The sequence below is a fragment of the Burkholderia sp. ZZQ-2 genome (assembly GCF_050768715.1).
GTDB lineage: Bacteria > Pseudomonadota > Gammaproteobacteria > Burkholderiales > Burkholderiaceae > Burkholderia > Burkholderia cepacia.
This window is the reverse complement of the sequence record NZ_LDVA01000268.1, coordinates 51,372-67,631: the sequence shown is the minus strand read 5'-3', so window position 1 is coordinate 67,631 and position 16,260 is coordinate 51,372. Positions and strand designations below refer to the sequence as shown.

At 60.6% G+C, this 16,260-nt stretch carries 21 protein-coding genes; 4 read left to right on the top strand and 17 right to left on the bottom strand.

Features of this window, described 5'->3' with window-relative positions; genetic code table 11:
* Window positions 1-395 precede the first annotated feature (395 nt).
* The 4 genes from ABY44_RS20645 to ABY44_RS20630 all read right to left on the bottom strand — a co-directional run bounded on the left by ABY44_RS20645 (window position 396) and on the right by ABY44_RS20630 (window position 3,279).
* Window positions 396-935: a DUF4303 domain-containing protein gene (locus ABY44_RS20645; protein WP_060174365.1), complete on the bottom strand. Its 540-nt coding sequence runs from the start codon at window positions 933-935 to the stop codon at window positions 396-398.
* 36 nt (window positions 936-971) lie between these two features.
* Complete coding sequence (locus ABY44_RS20640; protein ID WP_060174366.1) at window positions 972-1,253, bottom strand: hypothetical protein; 282 nt, start codon at window positions 1,251-1,253, stop codon at window positions 972-974.
* A 1-nt stretch (window position 1,254) separates the two neighbouring features.
* The gene (locus tag ABY44_RS20635) at window positions 1,255-1,710 is read right to left on the bottom strand and encodes an RES family NAD+ phosphorylase (protein ID WP_081072694.1); all 456 of its coding nucleotides are present in this window, start codon (window positions 1,708-1,710) and stop codon (window positions 1,255-1,257) included.
* Between the two features lie 534 nt (window positions 1,711-2,244).
* Window positions 2,245-3,279, bottom strand: a complete 1,035-nt coding sequence (locus ABY44_RS20630) for an IS110 family transposase (RefSeq protein ID WP_060174367.1) — start codon at window positions 3,277-3,279, stop codon at window positions 2,245-2,247.
* 883 nt (window positions 3,280-4,162) lie between these two features.
* Between ABY44_RS20630 and ABY44_RS20625 the strand changes: the two genes are divergently transcribed.
* Window positions 4,163-5,605 (top strand): sensor histidine kinase, encoded by a 1,443-nt coding sequence (locus ABY44_RS20625; RefSeq protein WP_060174368.1) that lies wholly within the window; start codon window positions 4,163-4,165, stop codon window positions 5,603-5,605.
* Between the two features lie 13 nt (window positions 5,606-5,618).
* On the opposite strand, the gene ABY44_RS20620 is transcribed toward ABY44_RS20625, so the two are convergent.
* A complete protein-coding gene (locus tag ABY44_RS20620) occupies window positions 5,619-6,092 on the bottom strand; it encodes an acyl-CoA thioesterase (RefSeq protein WP_021158078.1) in 474 nt (157 codons plus the stop codon).
* A 244-nt stretch (window positions 6,093-6,336) separates the two neighbouring features.
* Between ABY44_RS20620 and ABY44_RS20615 the strand changes: the two genes are divergently transcribed.
* Entirely contained in the window at window positions 6,337-7,275 is a 939-nt protein-coding gene (locus tag ABY44_RS20615) for a response regulator (RefSeq protein WP_060084679.1), read from the top strand.
* Window positions 7,276-7,942: 667 nt separating this feature from the next.
* On the opposite strand, the gene ABY44_RS20610 is transcribed toward ABY44_RS20615, so the two are convergent.
* From ABY44_RS20610 to ABY44_RS20600, 3 genes are read right to left on the bottom strand one after another with little or no spacing between them, the layout of a single operon-like run.
* Window positions 7,943-8,743, bottom strand: coding sequence for a Fic family protein (locus ABY44_RS20610; protein WP_059699319.1), 801 nt, complete (start codon window positions 8,741-8,743; stop codon window positions 7,943-7,945).
* Between the two features lie 55 nt (window positions 8,744-8,798).
* Window positions 8,799-9,032 carry a hypothetical protein gene (locus tag ABY44_RS20605; protein ID WP_027792680.1) on the bottom strand — a complete coding sequence of 78 codons (234 nt, stop codon included), beginning with the start codon at window positions 9,030-9,032 and terminating at the stop codon, window positions 8,799-8,801.
* A 57-nt stretch (window positions 9,033-9,089) separates the two neighbouring features.
* Window positions 9,090-9,494, bottom strand: a complete 405-nt coding sequence (locus tag ABY44_RS20600) for a hypothetical protein (protein ID WP_060174369.1) — start codon at window positions 9,492-9,494, stop codon at window positions 9,090-9,092.
* Window positions 9,495-9,669: 175 nt separating this feature from the next.
* On the opposite strand from ABY44_RS20600, the gene ABY44_RS20595 reads away from it, so the two are divergent.
* Window positions 9,670-9,984, top strand: coding sequence for a hypothetical protein (locus tag ABY44_RS20595; protein ID WP_027792681.1), 315 nt, complete (start codon window positions 9,670-9,672; stop codon window positions 9,982-9,984).
* 181 nt (window positions 9,985-10,165) lie between these two features.
* Here ABY44_RS20595 and ABY44_RS20590 read toward each other — a convergent pair whose 3' ends face one another.
* The 6 genes from ABY44_RS20590 to ABY44_RS20565 all read right to left on the bottom strand — a co-directional run bounded on the left by ABY44_RS20590 (window position 10,166) and on the right by ABY44_RS20565 (window position 12,948).
* Window positions 10,166-10,351, bottom strand: coding sequence for a hypothetical protein (locus ABY44_RS20590; protein WP_060084676.1), 186 nt, complete (start codon window positions 10,349-10,351; stop codon window positions 10,166-10,168).
* Between the two features lie 516 nt (window positions 10,352-10,867).
* The gene (locus tag ABY44_RS20585; protein WP_027792683.1) at window positions 10,868-11,110 is read right to left on the bottom strand and encodes a hypothetical protein; all 243 of its coding nucleotides are present in this window, start codon (window positions 11,108-11,110) and stop codon (window positions 10,868-10,870) included.
* A 67-nt stretch (window positions 11,111-11,177) separates the two neighbouring features.
* A complete protein-coding gene (locus ABY44_RS20580) occupies window positions 11,178-11,741 on the bottom strand; it encodes an Hsp20/alpha crystallin family protein (protein ID WP_060174370.1) in 564 nt (187 codons plus the stop codon).
* A 19-nt stretch (window positions 11,742-11,760) separates the two neighbouring features.
* Window positions 11,761-11,931, bottom strand: coding sequence for a hypothetical protein (locus ABY44_RS20575; RefSeq protein ID WP_230948777.1), 171 nt, complete (start codon window positions 11,929-11,931; stop codon window positions 11,761-11,763).
* Window positions 11,932-12,084: 153 nt separating this feature from the next.
* Window positions 12,085-12,492, bottom strand: coding sequence for an Hsp20/alpha crystallin family protein (locus ABY44_RS20570; RefSeq protein WP_027792686.1), 408 nt, complete (start codon window positions 12,490-12,492; stop codon window positions 12,085-12,087).
* A 15-nt stretch (window positions 12,493-12,507) separates the two neighbouring features.
* The gene (locus ABY44_RS20565; RefSeq protein ID WP_060174372.1) at window positions 12,508-12,948 is read right to left on the bottom strand and encodes an Hsp20/alpha crystallin family protein; all 441 of its coding nucleotides are present in this window, start codon (window positions 12,946-12,948) and stop codon (window positions 12,508-12,510) included.
* A gap of 249 nt (window positions 12,949-13,197) precedes the next feature.
* Here ABY44_RS20565 and ABY44_RS20560 point away from each other — a divergent pair, with 249 nt between their 5' ends.
* Entirely contained in the window at window positions 13,198-13,581 is a 384-nt protein-coding gene (locus tag ABY44_RS20560) for a hypothetical protein (protein ID WP_431641708.1), read from the top strand.
* A 271-nt stretch (window positions 13,582-13,852) separates the two neighbouring features.
* Here ABY44_RS20560 and ABY44_RS20555 read toward each other — a convergent pair whose 3' ends face one another.
* The 3 genes from ABY44_RS20555 to ABY44_RS20545 form a co-directional block, all read right to left on the bottom strand.
* Complete coding sequence (locus ABY44_RS20555) at window positions 13,853-14,170, bottom strand: hypothetical protein (RefSeq protein WP_060174373.1); 318 nt, start codon at window positions 14,168-14,170, stop codon at window positions 13,853-13,855.
* Window positions 14,171-14,294: 124 nt separating this feature from the next.
* Complete coding sequence (locus ABY44_RS20550) at window positions 14,295-15,209, bottom strand: ABC transporter ATP-binding protein (protein ID WP_060174374.1); 915 nt, start codon at window positions 15,207-15,209, stop codon at window positions 14,295-14,297.
* Between the two features lie 45 nt (window positions 15,210-15,254).
* Entirely contained in the window at window positions 15,255-16,229 is a 975-nt protein-coding gene (locus tag ABY44_RS20545; RefSeq protein WP_027792689.1) for an ABC transporter permease, read from the bottom strand.
* Window positions 16,230-16,260: the final 31 nt, after the last annotated feature.

Below are 16,260 nucleotides of genomic sequence, written 5' to 3'. Positions count from 1 at the left end.
GGTGTTGAGCCGCGCCGAACGCCAGACGCTCTCGTGTTGGATGGCTGTCTATCGCGAAGAGCAGGCCCGTGCGCGAGCCCTACCGGTTCTTGCATCGGCAGCCCAGCAATTCGACATGATCGTTGCCGCATTAGATGCTGCTGCAGATACTCTATCGGTCGCGGACGCCGAGCACCTGTGGGCGCAATTGCAGGCGATCTCGCGCGCGCTGAAGCGGGCAGGGCATGCGCGACCGCGAGCTGCACGTCGGCCGGCTCGACCGGCACCTGATCAACGAGATTTCTTTTGTGAAACCGACGAACTTGTGCAGCCTGCCAGACAGTAAGTGATCGTCGGCATCGTGACCTTGTCACGTCTCAATCCGCGGCCGGTGTCTCTGATGGGTATTTCCGCTGCTAGTCGTAGCGCTTGATGAAGCGATCGAACACGGAAGGCGGGTTCAATACCTTGGCCGATCTGTTCTCTAGATCCACGGATCCGTCGTCGTCACTGATCGTGACGAACAGCGTGATTTTCTCGCGCTCCGCACCGGTTCCGAACAATCCTTCCTGATCGAGAAGTCGCAGCGCCTCGATCATGTCGCTCTGGAGATCTTCAAAAAAGACGTCAAACTTCGCTTCCGGAAAGTTCGGACCAAGTACCGTGTCGGCCAACCTTTTGCATAAGGGATTGAACGAGTCCGACTCGGCTGCTTCATACGCCCATTCGCCGGTCGCCCACGTGAACTCCGGCGCATCTTCATCGTCACCGACCTCCATCTGTTCGCGGACGCGCTTCAACCCTTCGTCGGAATTCGCAGCCGGCACGACGGTCATCGCACCAGCGTCAGTGAAGAGTGCAAACGCGTAAAAATAGTCGTTCGGGTGTGCTGCAAGAAGGGCTCGATATGTCACTCTGGCCGCGATGGCAATCTCGTGTGCGAAGTTGGGGGGCACGTTCGTCTTCACATCACAGAATGATCTAGTTAGGGCCTAACTGGGGAAACGCATCAAGGTCGTGCGCAGTCGTTTCAGCAGCTCTGGGTCGCGGATGCAATCGACCGCCGTGAGATCGTCCATCGCAGGCACCTTCTCGTGGATCCACTTGTCGTAGCCTGGGCCGACGACTTCATAGATTACTGTCGCGAGGTCGATGTCACCATTGAGCGATTGCGCGAGATCCCTGACTTCTTGCTTGGATTTTGATTGGCCGAATGCGGCGACAAACCGTTGCCAACTCGCGTCACCGGGATAGTACTGTTCTAGCTGATGCATATCACCATCCTGCAAACGAAATTAAGTTGGCACCGTCCGGGTTACGAGCAGATGGCGCCAATATCCCATCATACCCTTCCCGAATCGCCATATCACCGAGCTCATGCGTCTTGGTGTAGGAATCACCAGTTATATCTTCGAGCTTCACCCCCAGCTGATCGCGTACCTTTGGATCTGTGAGGTCGAGCACGTTGTTGAGCGTGACGTCTTTGGTAACGAGTTCCCGAGTGCTTAGATCAACTTTGTAGTGATTGACCTCGGCCAATGCAGTCGCTTGTGAATCTGCCCCATAGACGCCGCCAACGCCTTCCTTTGTGTATCGATGCCCTGACGCAATGTTCCCGGGGCGGGTGGTCCACGTTGTGCCGATCCGGTCCGGACGCTCATAGCGATACGCCCGCATCGTGATCTTCTTGCCCTTCGGCAAGCATGGCTGCAGGCCGAGAACATCGACCATCTGCAGAGGATCTCGGACATAACCTTGGGTTCTAAGCCCGCCTTCAAGGCCGATCGGATCAATGCTCAGGTATTGACCGGAGTCTGGCGGAAATACGTCGCGATGTCCGTTTGCCGTTGCCGCGACGATCGTACGCTCACGACACGTTGCTCAGTATCTCCCATCGGACAGTTCCGCAGCGCTCAGTTCAAGTGTGTGGCTGTTAGTTGACATAATGCTGATGATCGTTTTTTTGATTGTAGCGTCTAGATTGAAATATCCGTACATGGACGCCCCCGGCTTGCCAAGCATTCAGTTCATGACGACATGAAGGTAGATTGCAACCGTACATTCGGACTTTGGTTGCGGCGATGCCGCTGTCCCTGATGGGTTCCGCTGGTCGGTTCCCCGTCGCTTTGGCGCACTCGCAGGTGCTTGGACATTTTCGGGTTCTACCGGCCACGGTCTGACCTGTTTGCCATCACGTCATGACTGCTTGAGCAATCGGTGGTTGGTTCTCCTGTTGTACTTCCTGTACCGAATCGGCCGGATGGGTTACGCAGCCGCACCAGCGGATGGATAACCGGCCCGGTACTCTCTGTCGTGCGCCCAGAGCGCCCATACAGTCCGGGCGATTTTGTTTGCCAACGCAACGGCGGCTACGTTGTGGTTACGGCGGCGAATCAGTTCGTGCACCCAGCCCTCGCAATTTCCTTTTCGTTTGGACGCAGAAATCACTGAACGCGCGCAGTGAATCAGCAATGTTCGCAAATAGGAATCGCCTCGCTTGCTGATGCCCAGCAGGTTTTGTTTCCCGCCACTCGAGTGCTGTCGCGGCACCAATCCGAGCCAGGCCGCTAGCTGCCGTCCGTTCTCGAAGTGTTTGGCGTCACCGATGGTGGCCACCAGGGCGGTGGCCGTAACCGGACCGATGCCAGGTATCTTTTCCAACTTTTTCGCCAGATCGCTATTGCGGTGCCACGCCTTGATTTGAACGTCGATCTCGGTCACTTGTTGGTGGAGCACCTTCAGATGGTCCATCAGGCGCAGAATCAGTTGCCGGAATACGCCGGGCAAGTCGTTCGACGCATCTTCAATGACATCGAATACGTCGGGCATATGAGTCATGCCCTGCGGGATCGAATATCCGTATTCGCCGAGCAATCCGCGGATTTGGTTTGCCTGCGCCGTACGGGCACGAACGAACCCCTGCCGTGCGCGATGCAAGGCAAGCACCGCCTGCTGCTCGACGTTTTTCACGGGCACGAAGCGCATGTTCGGTCGTGTCACCGCTTCGGAAATCGCTTCGGCGTCGGCCGCATCATTCTTGTTTGTCTTGACGTAGGGTTTGACAAACTGCGGTGCCATCAGTCTGACGACATGTCCCATGCTCTGCAGCTTGCGAGCCCAAAAATGCGCGCTGCTACAGGCTTCCATTCCGATCAGCGCTCGTGGGATGTTCGCGAAGAACGACGCCATCTGATCCCGTTTGATTTGCTTTCGCAGCACCACCCTGCCGTGCTCGTTGACGCCGTGAAGCTGGAAGACATTCTTTGCCAGATCGATGCCAATCACCGTAGCCGCCGTCATGATGGGAGCTCCTGTTCGTGGAAGTGGGTCACGCACAACTCCACTTTGGCACGACCGCGCCGTTTCGAGTGGGGGCGTCCATCCCATTGCTTTTCGACCCATCGTAAGCTGATCGGCCGCTGGGAATCCAGCGCCGGAGGCTGCGATGGCTGGAACGGATCACGATGACGATGCGCGAGCTGGACAGGTTTAAGGTCATCCAGGACGTCGCGGACCGCAAAAAAGTCATGCTGATTCCATGATGGCCGTGCCGCGGCCATGGGCATCGAATTTGATTCGATAATCCGTGCGATTTTCGAGCATCGAGAAATATTCGCAAAACTCGGTGTTAATGCGTAGCCCGCCGCAAGCATGCATCTGCTATCCGGCTGACGTCATTTTTCCATGACAGGGAACGCGGGTTCCCGGAAAGATGTAACGGTTCGGTCGATTATTCTGGATTTCGTGTTCGATCGGCGCGATCGCTTCTAAAAATCGCTTGAAAATCGAGAACAGTTCATCCGCTGATCGAGCAGTTGGCTGCGGCAAATTGTTGCATTGTTCGAATTCCCGCTTCACCCGATCGGCCGCAGCGTTTGTTACTGCGCGGTTCCCGGCATTTGTCACGGCGATAGTTCGCGCGATCGCAATAACGAATGCAATCGTGAATGCACGGTTCGCGTGCGGCAAAGTTTTAGCCCATGGCCAGTTCCTGATCACGACGGCGATCGATTATCCTATTCAGGATCCGCCACGCGCACGATCCGCAATCGAGATGCGCGAAACCCTCGTGGACAAACCCGCCCGCGCTCGCTCGCCTGCCGCTGCGTGCTACTCTCGCAACCGGCACCGGCCAGGACAGTACAGTGGTGCGCGACCAGTGAACATTGTGGATTCACGCATCATGTACTCGATCTTGCCCGCGTTCGTCTCTGCGCTGTTTCTCGGGTTCGGCCTCTACGTGCTGGCCACCAAGGGCCTCACGCGGGTATCCGTCCCGTTCGCCTTGATGTGCGCGGCGACCTTCGTCTGGCAGGGAACATGGGCCTTCCTGTTCCAGACGACCGACGCGGACGTCGCCAACTTGCTGGTCAAGGCAGGTTATCTGTTCATCCTGTTCCTGCCGACGACCTTCTATCATTTCGTGACGGAGATCGTGTCGCGTCGTGACGAGCGGCCGTTCATGTTCGCCTCCTACGGCCTCTGCGTGCTGCTGGCCGTACTGCTGGTCACGGGCAATGGGGTCGTCGATGGATTCCGCCTGCATTTCTTCGGCCCGTATCCCAAGGCGGGCCCACTGCATCCGCTGCACGTCGTGCAGACCGTCCTCCTGGTCGGCCGCAGCGGCTGGCTCCTGATCGAGGCACGACGACAGACGCGCGCGCGGGATGTCCGGCAACTGCTCACGCAATGTCTCGTCAGCCTCGGCCTCTACTCGCTCGCGGCCACCGACTACGCGGTGAACTACGGCGTCGAGTTCTATCCGGTGGGGGTATTGTTCATTGCGATGAGTCTCGGGATTCTCGCGACGTCGATCGTCCGTTATGGCCTGATGGGCCCCTATCTCCTGGCCGCGACGGTCGCGCACGAAGTGGCCACGCCGCTGGCGGCGATCGGCCTGCATGCGGACGAGCTGCGCAACGTGCTGCCGGCGCTGCTGCGCGGGTATCGGCTGGCGGTGGAGCACCGGTTGTGCGCCGACAGCTTGTATCCGGGGCAGCTCGACCGGCTGCCGACGCTCGCATCGTCGATCCGGCGTCAGGTCGACACCACGAGCACCGTGGTCGAAATGTCGCTGGCGTCCTTTACGCTGGACCGCCTCGATCGCCACGGCTTCGCGGCCTATCCGATACGGGCCTGTGTCGACGCCGCGGTGGATCGCTTTCCCTTCCGTCCGGGGGAACGCGACCGCGTGTCGGTCGGCGCGATCGATCCGGACCTCCGGTTCTCCGGAACCGACTCGCTCGTGATCTTCGTCATCTTCAACCTGCTGAAAAACGCCCTGTATGCGATCGACGCAAGCGGCCGTGGGCAGATCGAGATCGACGCGCATCGCAGCAACGGTTACTGCGTGGTGCGTTTCAGCGACACGGGCCCGGGCATCGCTCCCGAGGTGCTCCCTCAAATCTTCGACGCGTTCTTCTCGACCAAGTCGCACGGGTGCGGCGCCGGCATGGGCTTGAGCTTCTGTCGTCGCGCATGCGAAGCGCTCGGCGGCGCCATCGCGTGTGAATCCATCCCCGGCGTGCGGACCACGTTCACGATTCGGCTGCCGGAGCCCGGTTCGCCGGCGGACCAGGCATTGCGCGATCCGCCGGCGCCCACCCGGCACTATCGCATCGGGTAAGGCAGTCTCACCTTCAGTTCGCGGCGGACGGCAGGATCAGTTCATACGCCTTGACGCGCTCGATGATGCCCGCCGGAAACCGGCTGATCCGCTTGTCTGGACCGGCAAACACGATCTGCTGGTACCCCAGCGACACCTGTCGCCCGTCGACGTAGAAGCGAAACAGCAGATACGCCGAACACTGCCGGACCTCGAACGTATTGAGGAAGCAGTCGACCCGCTGGAACGGAAACGTCTCCTGGACGTATTCCTGATGCGCGCGCTTCGTCACGAACGACCCGCCGGCCGCCAGCAGGTTGTTGTGGATGCATTCGTGAAACCAGCGTTCACGGCACACGCCCTGCCATTCGAAGTAGCGTGCGAAATAGGTATTCATGAAGGCATTGGAATCCTTGAGGTAAATGTCGACCACGTGGTGGAAGGTTTTTTCGGACTGATGTGCCGTTTCGTTGGAAAGGACGTGAAGAATCGCGTCTTGCGTCAACATGGATAACTCCTTGAATCGCTACTGGCGGTAGCGGCGCATTCCTTCAACGAGAAGGAATGGCCAGATTCTCGCCGTGCAATTCTGTTGAGCGCTTCGGTCAATACATGCCAAATTAGTGGTTGACAAATGGTTGATGTAAATCCCACTTTCGCCCGATAATTGGCGCGGTCATGCAACGCGGCCGTCATTTTTGGAAACGCGTCTCCGTTATCGAATCTTTTTCTGCTGATTTATCGACACTCGTATGCAAACCTTCGTCAGGCAGCCGGTGCTCTATCCCGTGTCCGTGGTGTTTGTCGACGACAATCCGGATTTCCTGCAGGCACTGCGGGGCGCATTTCCGGACGAACACCTGAACCGCTTTTTTACGCAACCCCGGGTGGCGCTCGACTTCGTGTCGTCGCGTGACGTGGAGATGCCGCCAACGGCCGCGGACTATTTCGGTGCGGAGAAAAAAGGCGGCAATGCCATCGGCGAGGATGCGCTCACCGATCCCGCCCGATTCGAGGCGGTGGGCGCGGTGGTCGTGGACTTTTCGATGCCGGAGGTCGACGGCATCCAGCTTCTTTCCTCCATCCGCAACGCAAACTGCATGAAAATCCTGCTCACCGGCGTTGCCGACGAGCGCGAGGCGGTGGACGCGTTCAACGCGGGACTGATCGATTGCTTTCTGAAGAAAACCGACGTCGAGATGCCACGCAAGCTGGCAACCGTGCTGGACAACGCGAAACGCAAGCACTGCGCGGCTCGCGGGCACATCAGCCTGCATGAAGCAGGGTCGACCTACCGGGATCCGAGGATCGTCAAACTGATCGACGAGGTGGCCGCGCGGGAAGGCATCGTCGAATACTACTGGCGCCCCAATCAGGACGCGGTGCTGATGTTCGACGCCGCGGGCGCGCCGAGTGTATTTCTCGCCTGGAACGAAGAGGATTGGTCGTTTCACTGCGATATCGTGGCCGACGCGAACGGTCCGGCCGAATTGCGCCAAGGCATGGAGGCGCGCAGCATCATGCCGCTGTTCTGGCCATCGCAGGCCTATCGGCCCGGCCTCGCCGACGTCAAATGCGCGGCGCCCCTGCCCGTTCCGGGATGGGACGGCACGTTTTACAGCTGGACCCGTCTCGACGATACGGCCACCGAACGCGAGCTGCCCACGTTGGCGAAATGGCGCCACGCTTGAGGAATCATCTGCCTGTCTTCAATCAGGTGGTGCTGTCGTCGAGCCGGCAAGAACTCGAATTGAAGCAATCCCTGTCAATGTTGACAGTTATCGGCGGCGCGGACTTTTGTTTCAATAGCGCCCTATTCCGAGGGCCACCCACTATTCCAATCAGGCGGCACATTCATTCAGGGCAGGTATCAGAAGTGCGGAAGGGCCATTCAGCAAGCGACTGATACCGCTGAGTATTGTTTCAGGTGCCGCGTGGTAAGCCTTGGCGGATCTGGTTCGATCTACGCCGATAAAACGCAGCAAAATCAAGGCTCCCTGATATCCCCGCGCGACCTCGATGGGGCGGCGGCACGTTTCCGGCCGGCGCCCATCGCGGTCGATCGTGATCCCGTGACGCGCGTGTCGCCGCGCGGCGCTTGCCCGGCGAGACCGGGTGAATTCTGCCCCAGACATTTCGATGTGCTCGATCTGCGCGTGCGTATTGCACGTGTCGTCGCCCGCGAGAACGTGATCCGCTCAGGACCTGCTGTATGAGGGCGATATCTGATCCAGAATGTCGTTGAACGCCCCTTCCGATACCGAGACGAAGGACTCGAAATGCAGATCGTCTGCGCGTCCAAACGCTCAATAACGGGTTCGTTCCTTATAAATTCTTCTGAAACCAGTTCATATTTGATTACGGCCGAAAACCCGGCGACGGCGGAGCCGTATCCGGTGCGGGTGTATGACGCAGCCCGAGCACGTCGAGATATGTGTCAAGCGAGCGTTGTGCAGATTCGGCAACCAGTCGCGTAATGTCGCCGTAATCGCCACTAACACATGCTTTGTCGAGCGCGTCGTAGTAGGCAAGCCGATCCTCTTTGCGGATGATCGCGGGCGGATAGCCCGCCTTCATCAACTCGAAGTTGAGCAGCAGCCGCCCCGTCCGCCCGTTGCCATCAATGAACGGATGGATCTTCACGAATCGCGTGTGCAGTTCCGCCGCCCGCTCGACCGGATGCCTGTCTCCGGCCGCCTCATACCAGTCGATCAGCGCGGCCATTTCAGCAGGCAGATGCATGAAATCCGGCGGGGTTGTACTCGCACCCGCGATCACCACGTTTTCGCGGCGATACCGGCCCGCTTCTTCAGCATCGATGCCCTTCAACACGAGACTATGGATGTTGCGAATCTGCCATTCCGACAGTGCCTCCGCTTTCGCCACGATGTCCTCGACATAGACGATCGCGTCACGATGGTTTGTCGCCTCGAAGTGCTCGCGAAGGGATTTTCCGCCGACCGTGATGCCTTCGAGCACCACCTTGGTTTCTCGCAGCGTCAGCGTGTTGCCCTCGATCGCGTTCGAGTGATACGTCCACTCGAGCAACAACTTTTCGCGCAGCGAGGCAACGGTGTGCTGTGGCAGCGGACGCGCGGCGTCGAGTGTCGCCTTGTCGGCGTCGATCGTGTTCAGCAGCGCGGAAGTTTGATTCGGCATTTGCTTCTCAAGGCGAGGTTCACTATTCGTCAGTATATATCCCCAATGGGGACAATCAAGCGGGTTTCCGCATTTGCTGCCACTGCAGGATTTCCAGCACGTATGATCGGCCCATATCGGGCATGGTGCGCGAGTCTGGCGAGTCTGCCGGCAGAAGCCACTTGTCCAGCGTCCGCACGGCAATGCTCAAGCGCGCGGCAAACTCCGCTCGCGTCATACCCAGTCGATCCATCGCTACGCGCAGCAGTTCCTGCTGGGGAAGTGCTGCGAGATCTTCCTTCGTAGTCATGCGTCAATTCAACGGTCAAAGTCACTTCCGGACTTATATCCCCAACGGGGATGACAATCAAGCATCAGCGAAAAATCCGTCGAGATCGGCCATCGCCTTGCGCCTCGCCTTCTTCGAGATCTTGAGATATGGAGCGAAATGATCAAGACGGATGTGGCCGAGAAGTGACTGCACCGTTTCGATTGAGTGACGCTGTGCAATAAGGCGATTCGCGAAGGTCCGGCATCTTGGGTGGCTTGAAATCCCTCGACCGAAATCAGCGGCGCGGTACAGTCCGGTTACATCGTGCTGAAGGCTGTCCACCGCGAGATGTTTGAACGTTTCGCCGTCGTCGTTGACGGGACGCTTCACGTTCAACTCGTGGCGTGTACGCTTGTGCGTCAAGATGAGCGGCACGGCAGGCATAGTCCCCGCCACTTGCTCCGGTCGGGCGTCGTTACTTTGCTGCGCTTCCAGCGCCATTCGATGTATCGGTTCATGGTCGCGACGGTTTTCGGGTGAATCAGGGAGACGCATTGGTGATCACACCTCGAAGGCCCACTTCCTCGCAGCGCCCACCGCCATCGCACGACATGGCCGATTTTCGGTGGATCCTCGGGCAGCGTTAGAATAGCGCCCCTTCTCATGGGAGACGAAAATGTCCTGGTTCGTTTACGAAGTACCCGAATACCACGAAGACGCTGCGCGCATCGAGCCCTTCAGCGACCTGCGCAACCGTGTGTTGAAAGTCGGTGACCCGGCCATGGCTGAAGAACTGGAAAGCGTTCGCGAGAACGCCGCGGCGACCGCCGACACGCCCGAGCGCCCCCTGCGGACTCCGGAAAATCCGCACGTCTTTCCGATTCCTTACGCCGAATCCATGATCCTGGTCGGGTTCATCTTCGATCTGAAACGCGAATTCCGGCAACTGGTCGTGTCACCCGTGGAAATGCCCTGGCTGAAAGACGCGTAAGAGGCGGTGGGAACGGAAGCACGACCTCGCGCTCGCGTGCGCGCTACCCGTTGACGTTTGGTCAGGCCCGGCACTCACTCGCGGAAGAAACCGGTGCCTGCGTCGGGCATCGACTCGGGAGCGAACGTCGGCGGCAACGCGAAGGCGCGACAGGCGCAAGGTGCCCGTGATCGGCGGTTCTCTACAACAACGACAACTGAGCCGGCATGCTTGTGCGACCTGCCTGATCGCTTTCCTTTACCGTCAGGTCCTGCCGGTTCGTGGACTGAGCATCGCCGTCGTCCTGTCGATATTTCCGCGCCCAATCGACGCCAAGCACATCAGATGAGAACACAACGCCGGGCGCAATCTGAACAAGCTGGCTCATGTGCGGATTTTCCTAAGCAGTCTGAACGTCGAAGTGTGCGGCTGCATAGCGTGCACTGCAGTTCCACACTTCGACGCCGTCACGGGTAAAGGTAGCCCATCCGTCCTTGACGATCACCTCTGCACCGGGAAAGACGTCACCATATCCATTTGCCGTGGCAGCGAAAACCGTTCGCTCGCGACACGTCGCCCAGTATTTCCCGTTTTCCAGGGTTAGCGGCTTTGTGCTCAATCGTCGACTCGACTCATTGTTTGATCAAAAAAACGATCGCGGCTCTTTGCTCCCGCAATCCATTGAGGCGCCCTGTCAGGGGCATGAGCAAGGTAAGCGCAATTCCCCATCATAAGCCGTGACGTCATGACATCTCTTGTTATCGGCCCGGTATTGACCCTACCCTTTCCCGTCGCTTGTATTCACGGTCGCTAACCGGCCGTAGCCACCGGAACCGGGAGCGAATCGCCCATCAATTCCGCAGGTGCCTGCTTCGCACCCGGCCCTCGGCTTTCGACCGGCACGCTAGATCCGCCGGACATACCGCTCTGAAACGACCGAGCGTTGCTGGATCCATGCGACGGCAAGCTCCAGCGCTTCATCGCGTGCCTCCTGGGCGTTGGCGAAATCGCCATCGACGCCGAGCGTGCGTGTCTCGCCAGCCCGGTCGGTGACAATGGCCGCCGCCGCGTAGCGGCTGTTTCCGGTGGCGGTTACCACCGGCCGGACCTCGCAGCCGTGATACTCCATGACGTTGTCCGTTTGCATATGACACCTCCTGCAGCGTGTTGCACCCGAAGCGAGCCCGGCGATGCGGGATCTTGGCGTGCTTGCCCTAGCCGATATCGATCGTGCGACTGGCGGACTGCACCGGTTCCGATTTCGGCACGGTCAACGTGAGTACACCGTTATCAAACTTTGCCAGGGTGTGGTCGGGATCAGCGTTTTCCGGCATCGGGATCGTGCGCATGAAGCTTCCATGGGCGCGCTCCAGCCGGTAGCAGCCGTTTTCCTCGCTGCGCACATCCTGCTTTTTCTCTCCACGCAGCACGATTGCTCCATCCTCGACGCTCAACTTCAGATCTTCGCGCTCCATTCCGGGCAGTTCGGCGGTCACGCGCAGCACCTGCCCCTCATCGACGACGTCGATGCGCGGCTGGAAGCGCGACGAGCTGAAGTCGCCAAACCAGCGTTCGAGCGCGCCACCGCCTGCAAACGGGTCGTGAAAGAACGCCTCCATTGCACGCCACGGGTCGCGTGAGAACAATCGCGGGATGTCAGGCCACGAAGCCCGCCACTGTTCGCCTGTCGGCGTGCTTTCCGCGCCTTCCGCATCGGATTTGCAGGCAGTTCCGCGAAGGAACTTGAAGGGGTTCCACTTTTTCAAATCGGTATTCATGGCGTCCTCCGATTCAGCTTCAATCTGATTTCACCGCGTACTCGACCGCATCGCGCCGCGCTTCGGTCGCGCTTGTCCAGCGTTCGCTGAAACGCGGCGGATGCCGGTCGTCCGACACCTCATCGTTCCGTTCGATTCGGACTATCCGGACGATAGCGATGTAGCCCTCCAGTGCGGACAGGCGGGTCACGATCCGTCGCACGGGAATGGCGCGGAGATCGATCGCGTGTCCTTTCCAGGGCTCCTGCGTAACCTCAGACACCCGCCCCCCGCTGCTCCTGGTCCGCGCAGGCGGCAGCGCGATCGCTGCCGCCCTGGTTGCCGACGTGCCGTTGCCGAAGGATCAGCTGGTCCTGACTTCAACGCGCCGTGGGCGCGCCTCGTCGCGGCGCGGGATTGTCAGCTTCAGCACCCCGTCGTGAAGGCTCGCCTCTATCCGTGACGTATCGAAGTCCGGTGACAGCGTGAACGTCCGGGCGAAGTGCGGTTCGCGGACCTCGGCATGCTGCAGCCGCAGATTTGCCGGCGTCGGCACCGCCGCCTCGGCCTCGATCGAGAGGCTGTTGTCGTGAACCTTGACGTCCAGCTTGTCCCTCGTCACGCCGGGCAGATCCGCCCATAGCGTGACGACCTGGCTGTCCTCGTATATGTCGACGGCCGGGACGAGCGTGATCCGGCGCTTGGGCTGTTCCGTGTCGCGACGTGCCACGGTGGACGGGCCGCGTTCAGCCAGTTGGGTCGTGTCATTCATGATCGGCTCCTCGGATTACTGGATAGTGATGGCGCGCGGCTTGGACGATTCGCGCCTGCCGACACTGATCGACAGACAGCCATTTTCGTAGCGCGCCTGGACCTTGTCGGGATCGGCAGTGTCGGGCAGCTCGATGACGCGCCTGAAGGCGCCGGCAAAGCGCTCCTGCGCATACATACGCGTCTCGCTGCCAGTGTCGGGCTGTGTCGATTTGCGCTCGCCGCTGATGGTCAGCAAGCCCTTGTCGATCGATACGTCGAGTTCGGCGGCGTTGATGCCCGGGGCGAAGGCGACGATCTCGATCGACTCGTCGGTCGCACCGATATTGATCTGAGGAAACGCGCCAAGCCGGCCAGCGCGGATGCTGGACGGGAAGCCGCCGAGGAGTTGCGCCATCTGCTGCTGCAGGCGGTCGAACTCGCTGAAGAGGTCGGTTCCGAAGTAAAGATCGCTCATGATCGTATCCTCCTTGAATGCAGCCGGGAGGCGAACGGGCCTACGCGCTCCAGTTCGCCTGCCAGACTGTCGGCAAACAAATCGAAACACGCAGCGCGCGGGATCCGGAGGCCCGCGCGTCTGCCTGAGCGAAACCTAAGATAGGCACTCTGCGAAAAATTTCAAGGTGCGTCGGCAGATTTTTGCACTTGAAATTCCGGTGCTGGAACCTATCATCGCAGCGGCTTGGAACTGCATGCGGAGGACGCCATGGAATTCGACACGGACTGGCTTACGCTGGGCAGGCATCGTATCCGGCTGCGCTCGACGAAGGGCTTTCCGACCGAGACGATGCGCACTGTGACCGAGGTCGTCAGGCTCGCGATCGACAACAACATGAGCGCGCGGGCGCGACGCGTCGAGGTTGTCTGCCGGCACGAACAGACCTACGACGTGCTGGTCGGCACGACGATGGCGGAGGACAAGGTTTGTGCACCGCAACTTGAAGCCGCGGTTGCGGTTGTGCTGGGCCTGTTGCCCGACCAGATCAACATCACGGTCACCCCGGTCACGCAAAAGGAGGTCGATCTGCACTTTGGCGTGTACGAGCGGATGCTGTCGGAGAGGCTGAGTACGGCTGCGCCGCCCCGCTGACCGATCGGCCCAGCGCTCCGCCATGCGTCGACGGGGTCGTCACCGACTTTCAGCTCGGCCAGGCCGGCAGCACCGTGCACTTGCTGTTGTTGCCGTAGCTTAACCAGCGGGTCGCGGTGAAAGGACGTATTACCTGACCGGATTCCGGAACCCGGTTTGCACCGACGCCGGACCTCGCATTTCCGATCGGCTGCCCCGGCGAGAGCGCTTCCAGGGCGCATGCACTACCGTGCGCGGCGTCCATTTCATCCGCATCATCCCCCGATCCGGATCATGCGACCGATGAAACGCGAGTCGTCCGATGCACGGATGAATGGCGCCGCTGATCGGCCGGCGTCGCGTGTACGCCATGGCCCCTGAAATACGCCGGCGTGCCGACCACCGCCCTCTCCAGTGACGGCGTGATGGAGACGGCAATCATGTGCGGCGCGAGGCTCTCGCCGATCCGGATGCCGACATCGCATCCGTCCGCCACGATGTTGGCCAGGCTGTCGTCCATGACCAGCTCGAGGCCGAGCGCGGAAAGACGCGTGCCGCACTCCTCCAGATGCGGCTCGATCAGGGTCTTGGCCGCGACGCGGGCGGCCAAGACCAGACGCGCCAGACCCGTGCCGTCGGCTACGACTACCGACGTGGACGGAGCCCGAACACGTCGCCGCCGGCACGCGCCCGACCGCGTCCGTGCCGATCGCCCGGCCGTTCCCCGTCCCGGTCTACTCGACGTTGTCCGACACGTCCGTCATCCGGATCATGTGCGGTTTCACGCCGTCGTCGTCATCGGCAGGCACGGCCTCCTTCGGATGAATCAGCGCTTCGAGCCGCGCCTTCGTCGCGACGAACGCCGGCGAATTGACCTGCGAATAATCGCGCGGCCGTGGCACCGGCACCTCGATCAACTCCTGCACCGCGCCCGGATTCGCCTTGAGGACGAGAATGCGATCCGCCAGGAAAATCGCCTCGTCGAGATCGTGCGTGATGAACAGGATCGTCACGTCGATATTGCGCCAGATGTCGAGCAGATGCATCTGCATCCGCGCACGCGTCTGCGCGTCGAGCGCACCGAACGGCTCGTCCATCAGCAGGATGCGCGGGCGGTTCGCCAGCGCACGGGCGATCGCCACGCGCTGCTTCATCCCGCCGGACAACTGGTGCGGATACACGTCGGCGAAGCGCGTCAGCCCGACGAGATCGAGCCACTGCAGCGCTTCGCGTTCGGCCTCGCCGCTGCTGCTCCCGTTCATCCGGAGACCGAACATCACGTTCTTCTTCACGGTGAGCCACGGAAACAGCGTGTAGCCCTGGAACACCATCCCGCGATCGGCGCCCGGCCCCTGCACAGGCTTGCCGTCCAGCAGCACTTCGCCGCTTGTCTGCGCTTCGAGCCCCGCCAGGATGCGGATCAGCGTCGACTTGCCGCAACCGGACGGGCCGATCACGCACACGAATTCGCGGCGGTGCGTACGGAAGCTGATGTCGTCGAGCGCGACGCACTCGCCCTGCGGCGTCGCGAATCGCTTGCCGACGTGGCGCACGTCGAGTATCACGTCGCGGGTTTTCAGTCGTGCGAAGCGCTCGCGCACCGCGTCGGACTGCATCAGGTACTCGGGAACGGCTTGCGGATTCTGCATGATGCCCTCTGCGGAAATCGGTTGACGGTTGCGAATCGAGGGGCATCACGCTTTCAGCGTGCGGTCCCACGGAAACAGCTTGCGGCCGAGCACCCCGAGCACGATGTCGGTCCCGAGGCCGATGACCCCGATCATCAGGATCGCCGCATACACGTTGTCGAAATGCTGGTAGCGCGCCTGCTGGCTGATGTACCACGTGATGCCCGAACTGGTGCCGACGAGTTCGGCAACGATCAGGTAAGTCCACGCCCAGCCGAGCAGGATCCGCTGGTCGCGATACAGGTCCGGCAGCACACCGGGAATCACGACGTGGGTGAGCAGCTTGAGCTTCTTCGTGCCGAGCGTCATCGCGGCCTCGAACAGCCCGTATTCGAGCTTGCGTGTCGTGTTCGCGATGATCAGCACCTGCTGGAACAGCGTCCCGATCACGATGATCGCGATCTTCGGTGCGTCGTAGATGCCCAGGATCGCGACCATCAGCGCGCCGAAGGCCGGCGCGGGCAGGTAGCGGAAGAACTCCAGGAACGGCTCCTGAAGTCTCGCGAGTGCGCTGAAGGTGCCGCAGACGATGCCGAGCGGCACACCGATCGCGGACGAGATCACGAAGCCCCAGAAAATGATCCGGATGCTGTGCCACAGGCTCTCGTGCAGCCATACGCCGTCGCGGGATGCGGGCGGGGTCGTGAATGCGGTGTAGAACGCGCGCAACACCTGGTGCGGCGCGGGCAGGTAGACCGGATTCGCGCGCACGCCCTCCGGCACGGCCGCATGCATCTCCCGTGCATGCGCGAGCTCGTCGTCGAAGACGTCGCGATCGATCTGCATGCCGGTCTGGAAATAGTCGACGCTTCCCGGATTCGTGATGCGCATCTGCGGATGCCAGACGAACGGCACATAGCTGATCAGGCACCAGACGGCGAACGGCAGCAGGAAGGACGCCAGGCCGAGCGTCCATTTGCCGCGCGTCGTCAGTTCGCGGCGCACGGCCAGCCATCCGGTCGTGTTGCGGGTCATTGACATGGGGATCTCCGTATCGTTTCGGGTGCCGGTC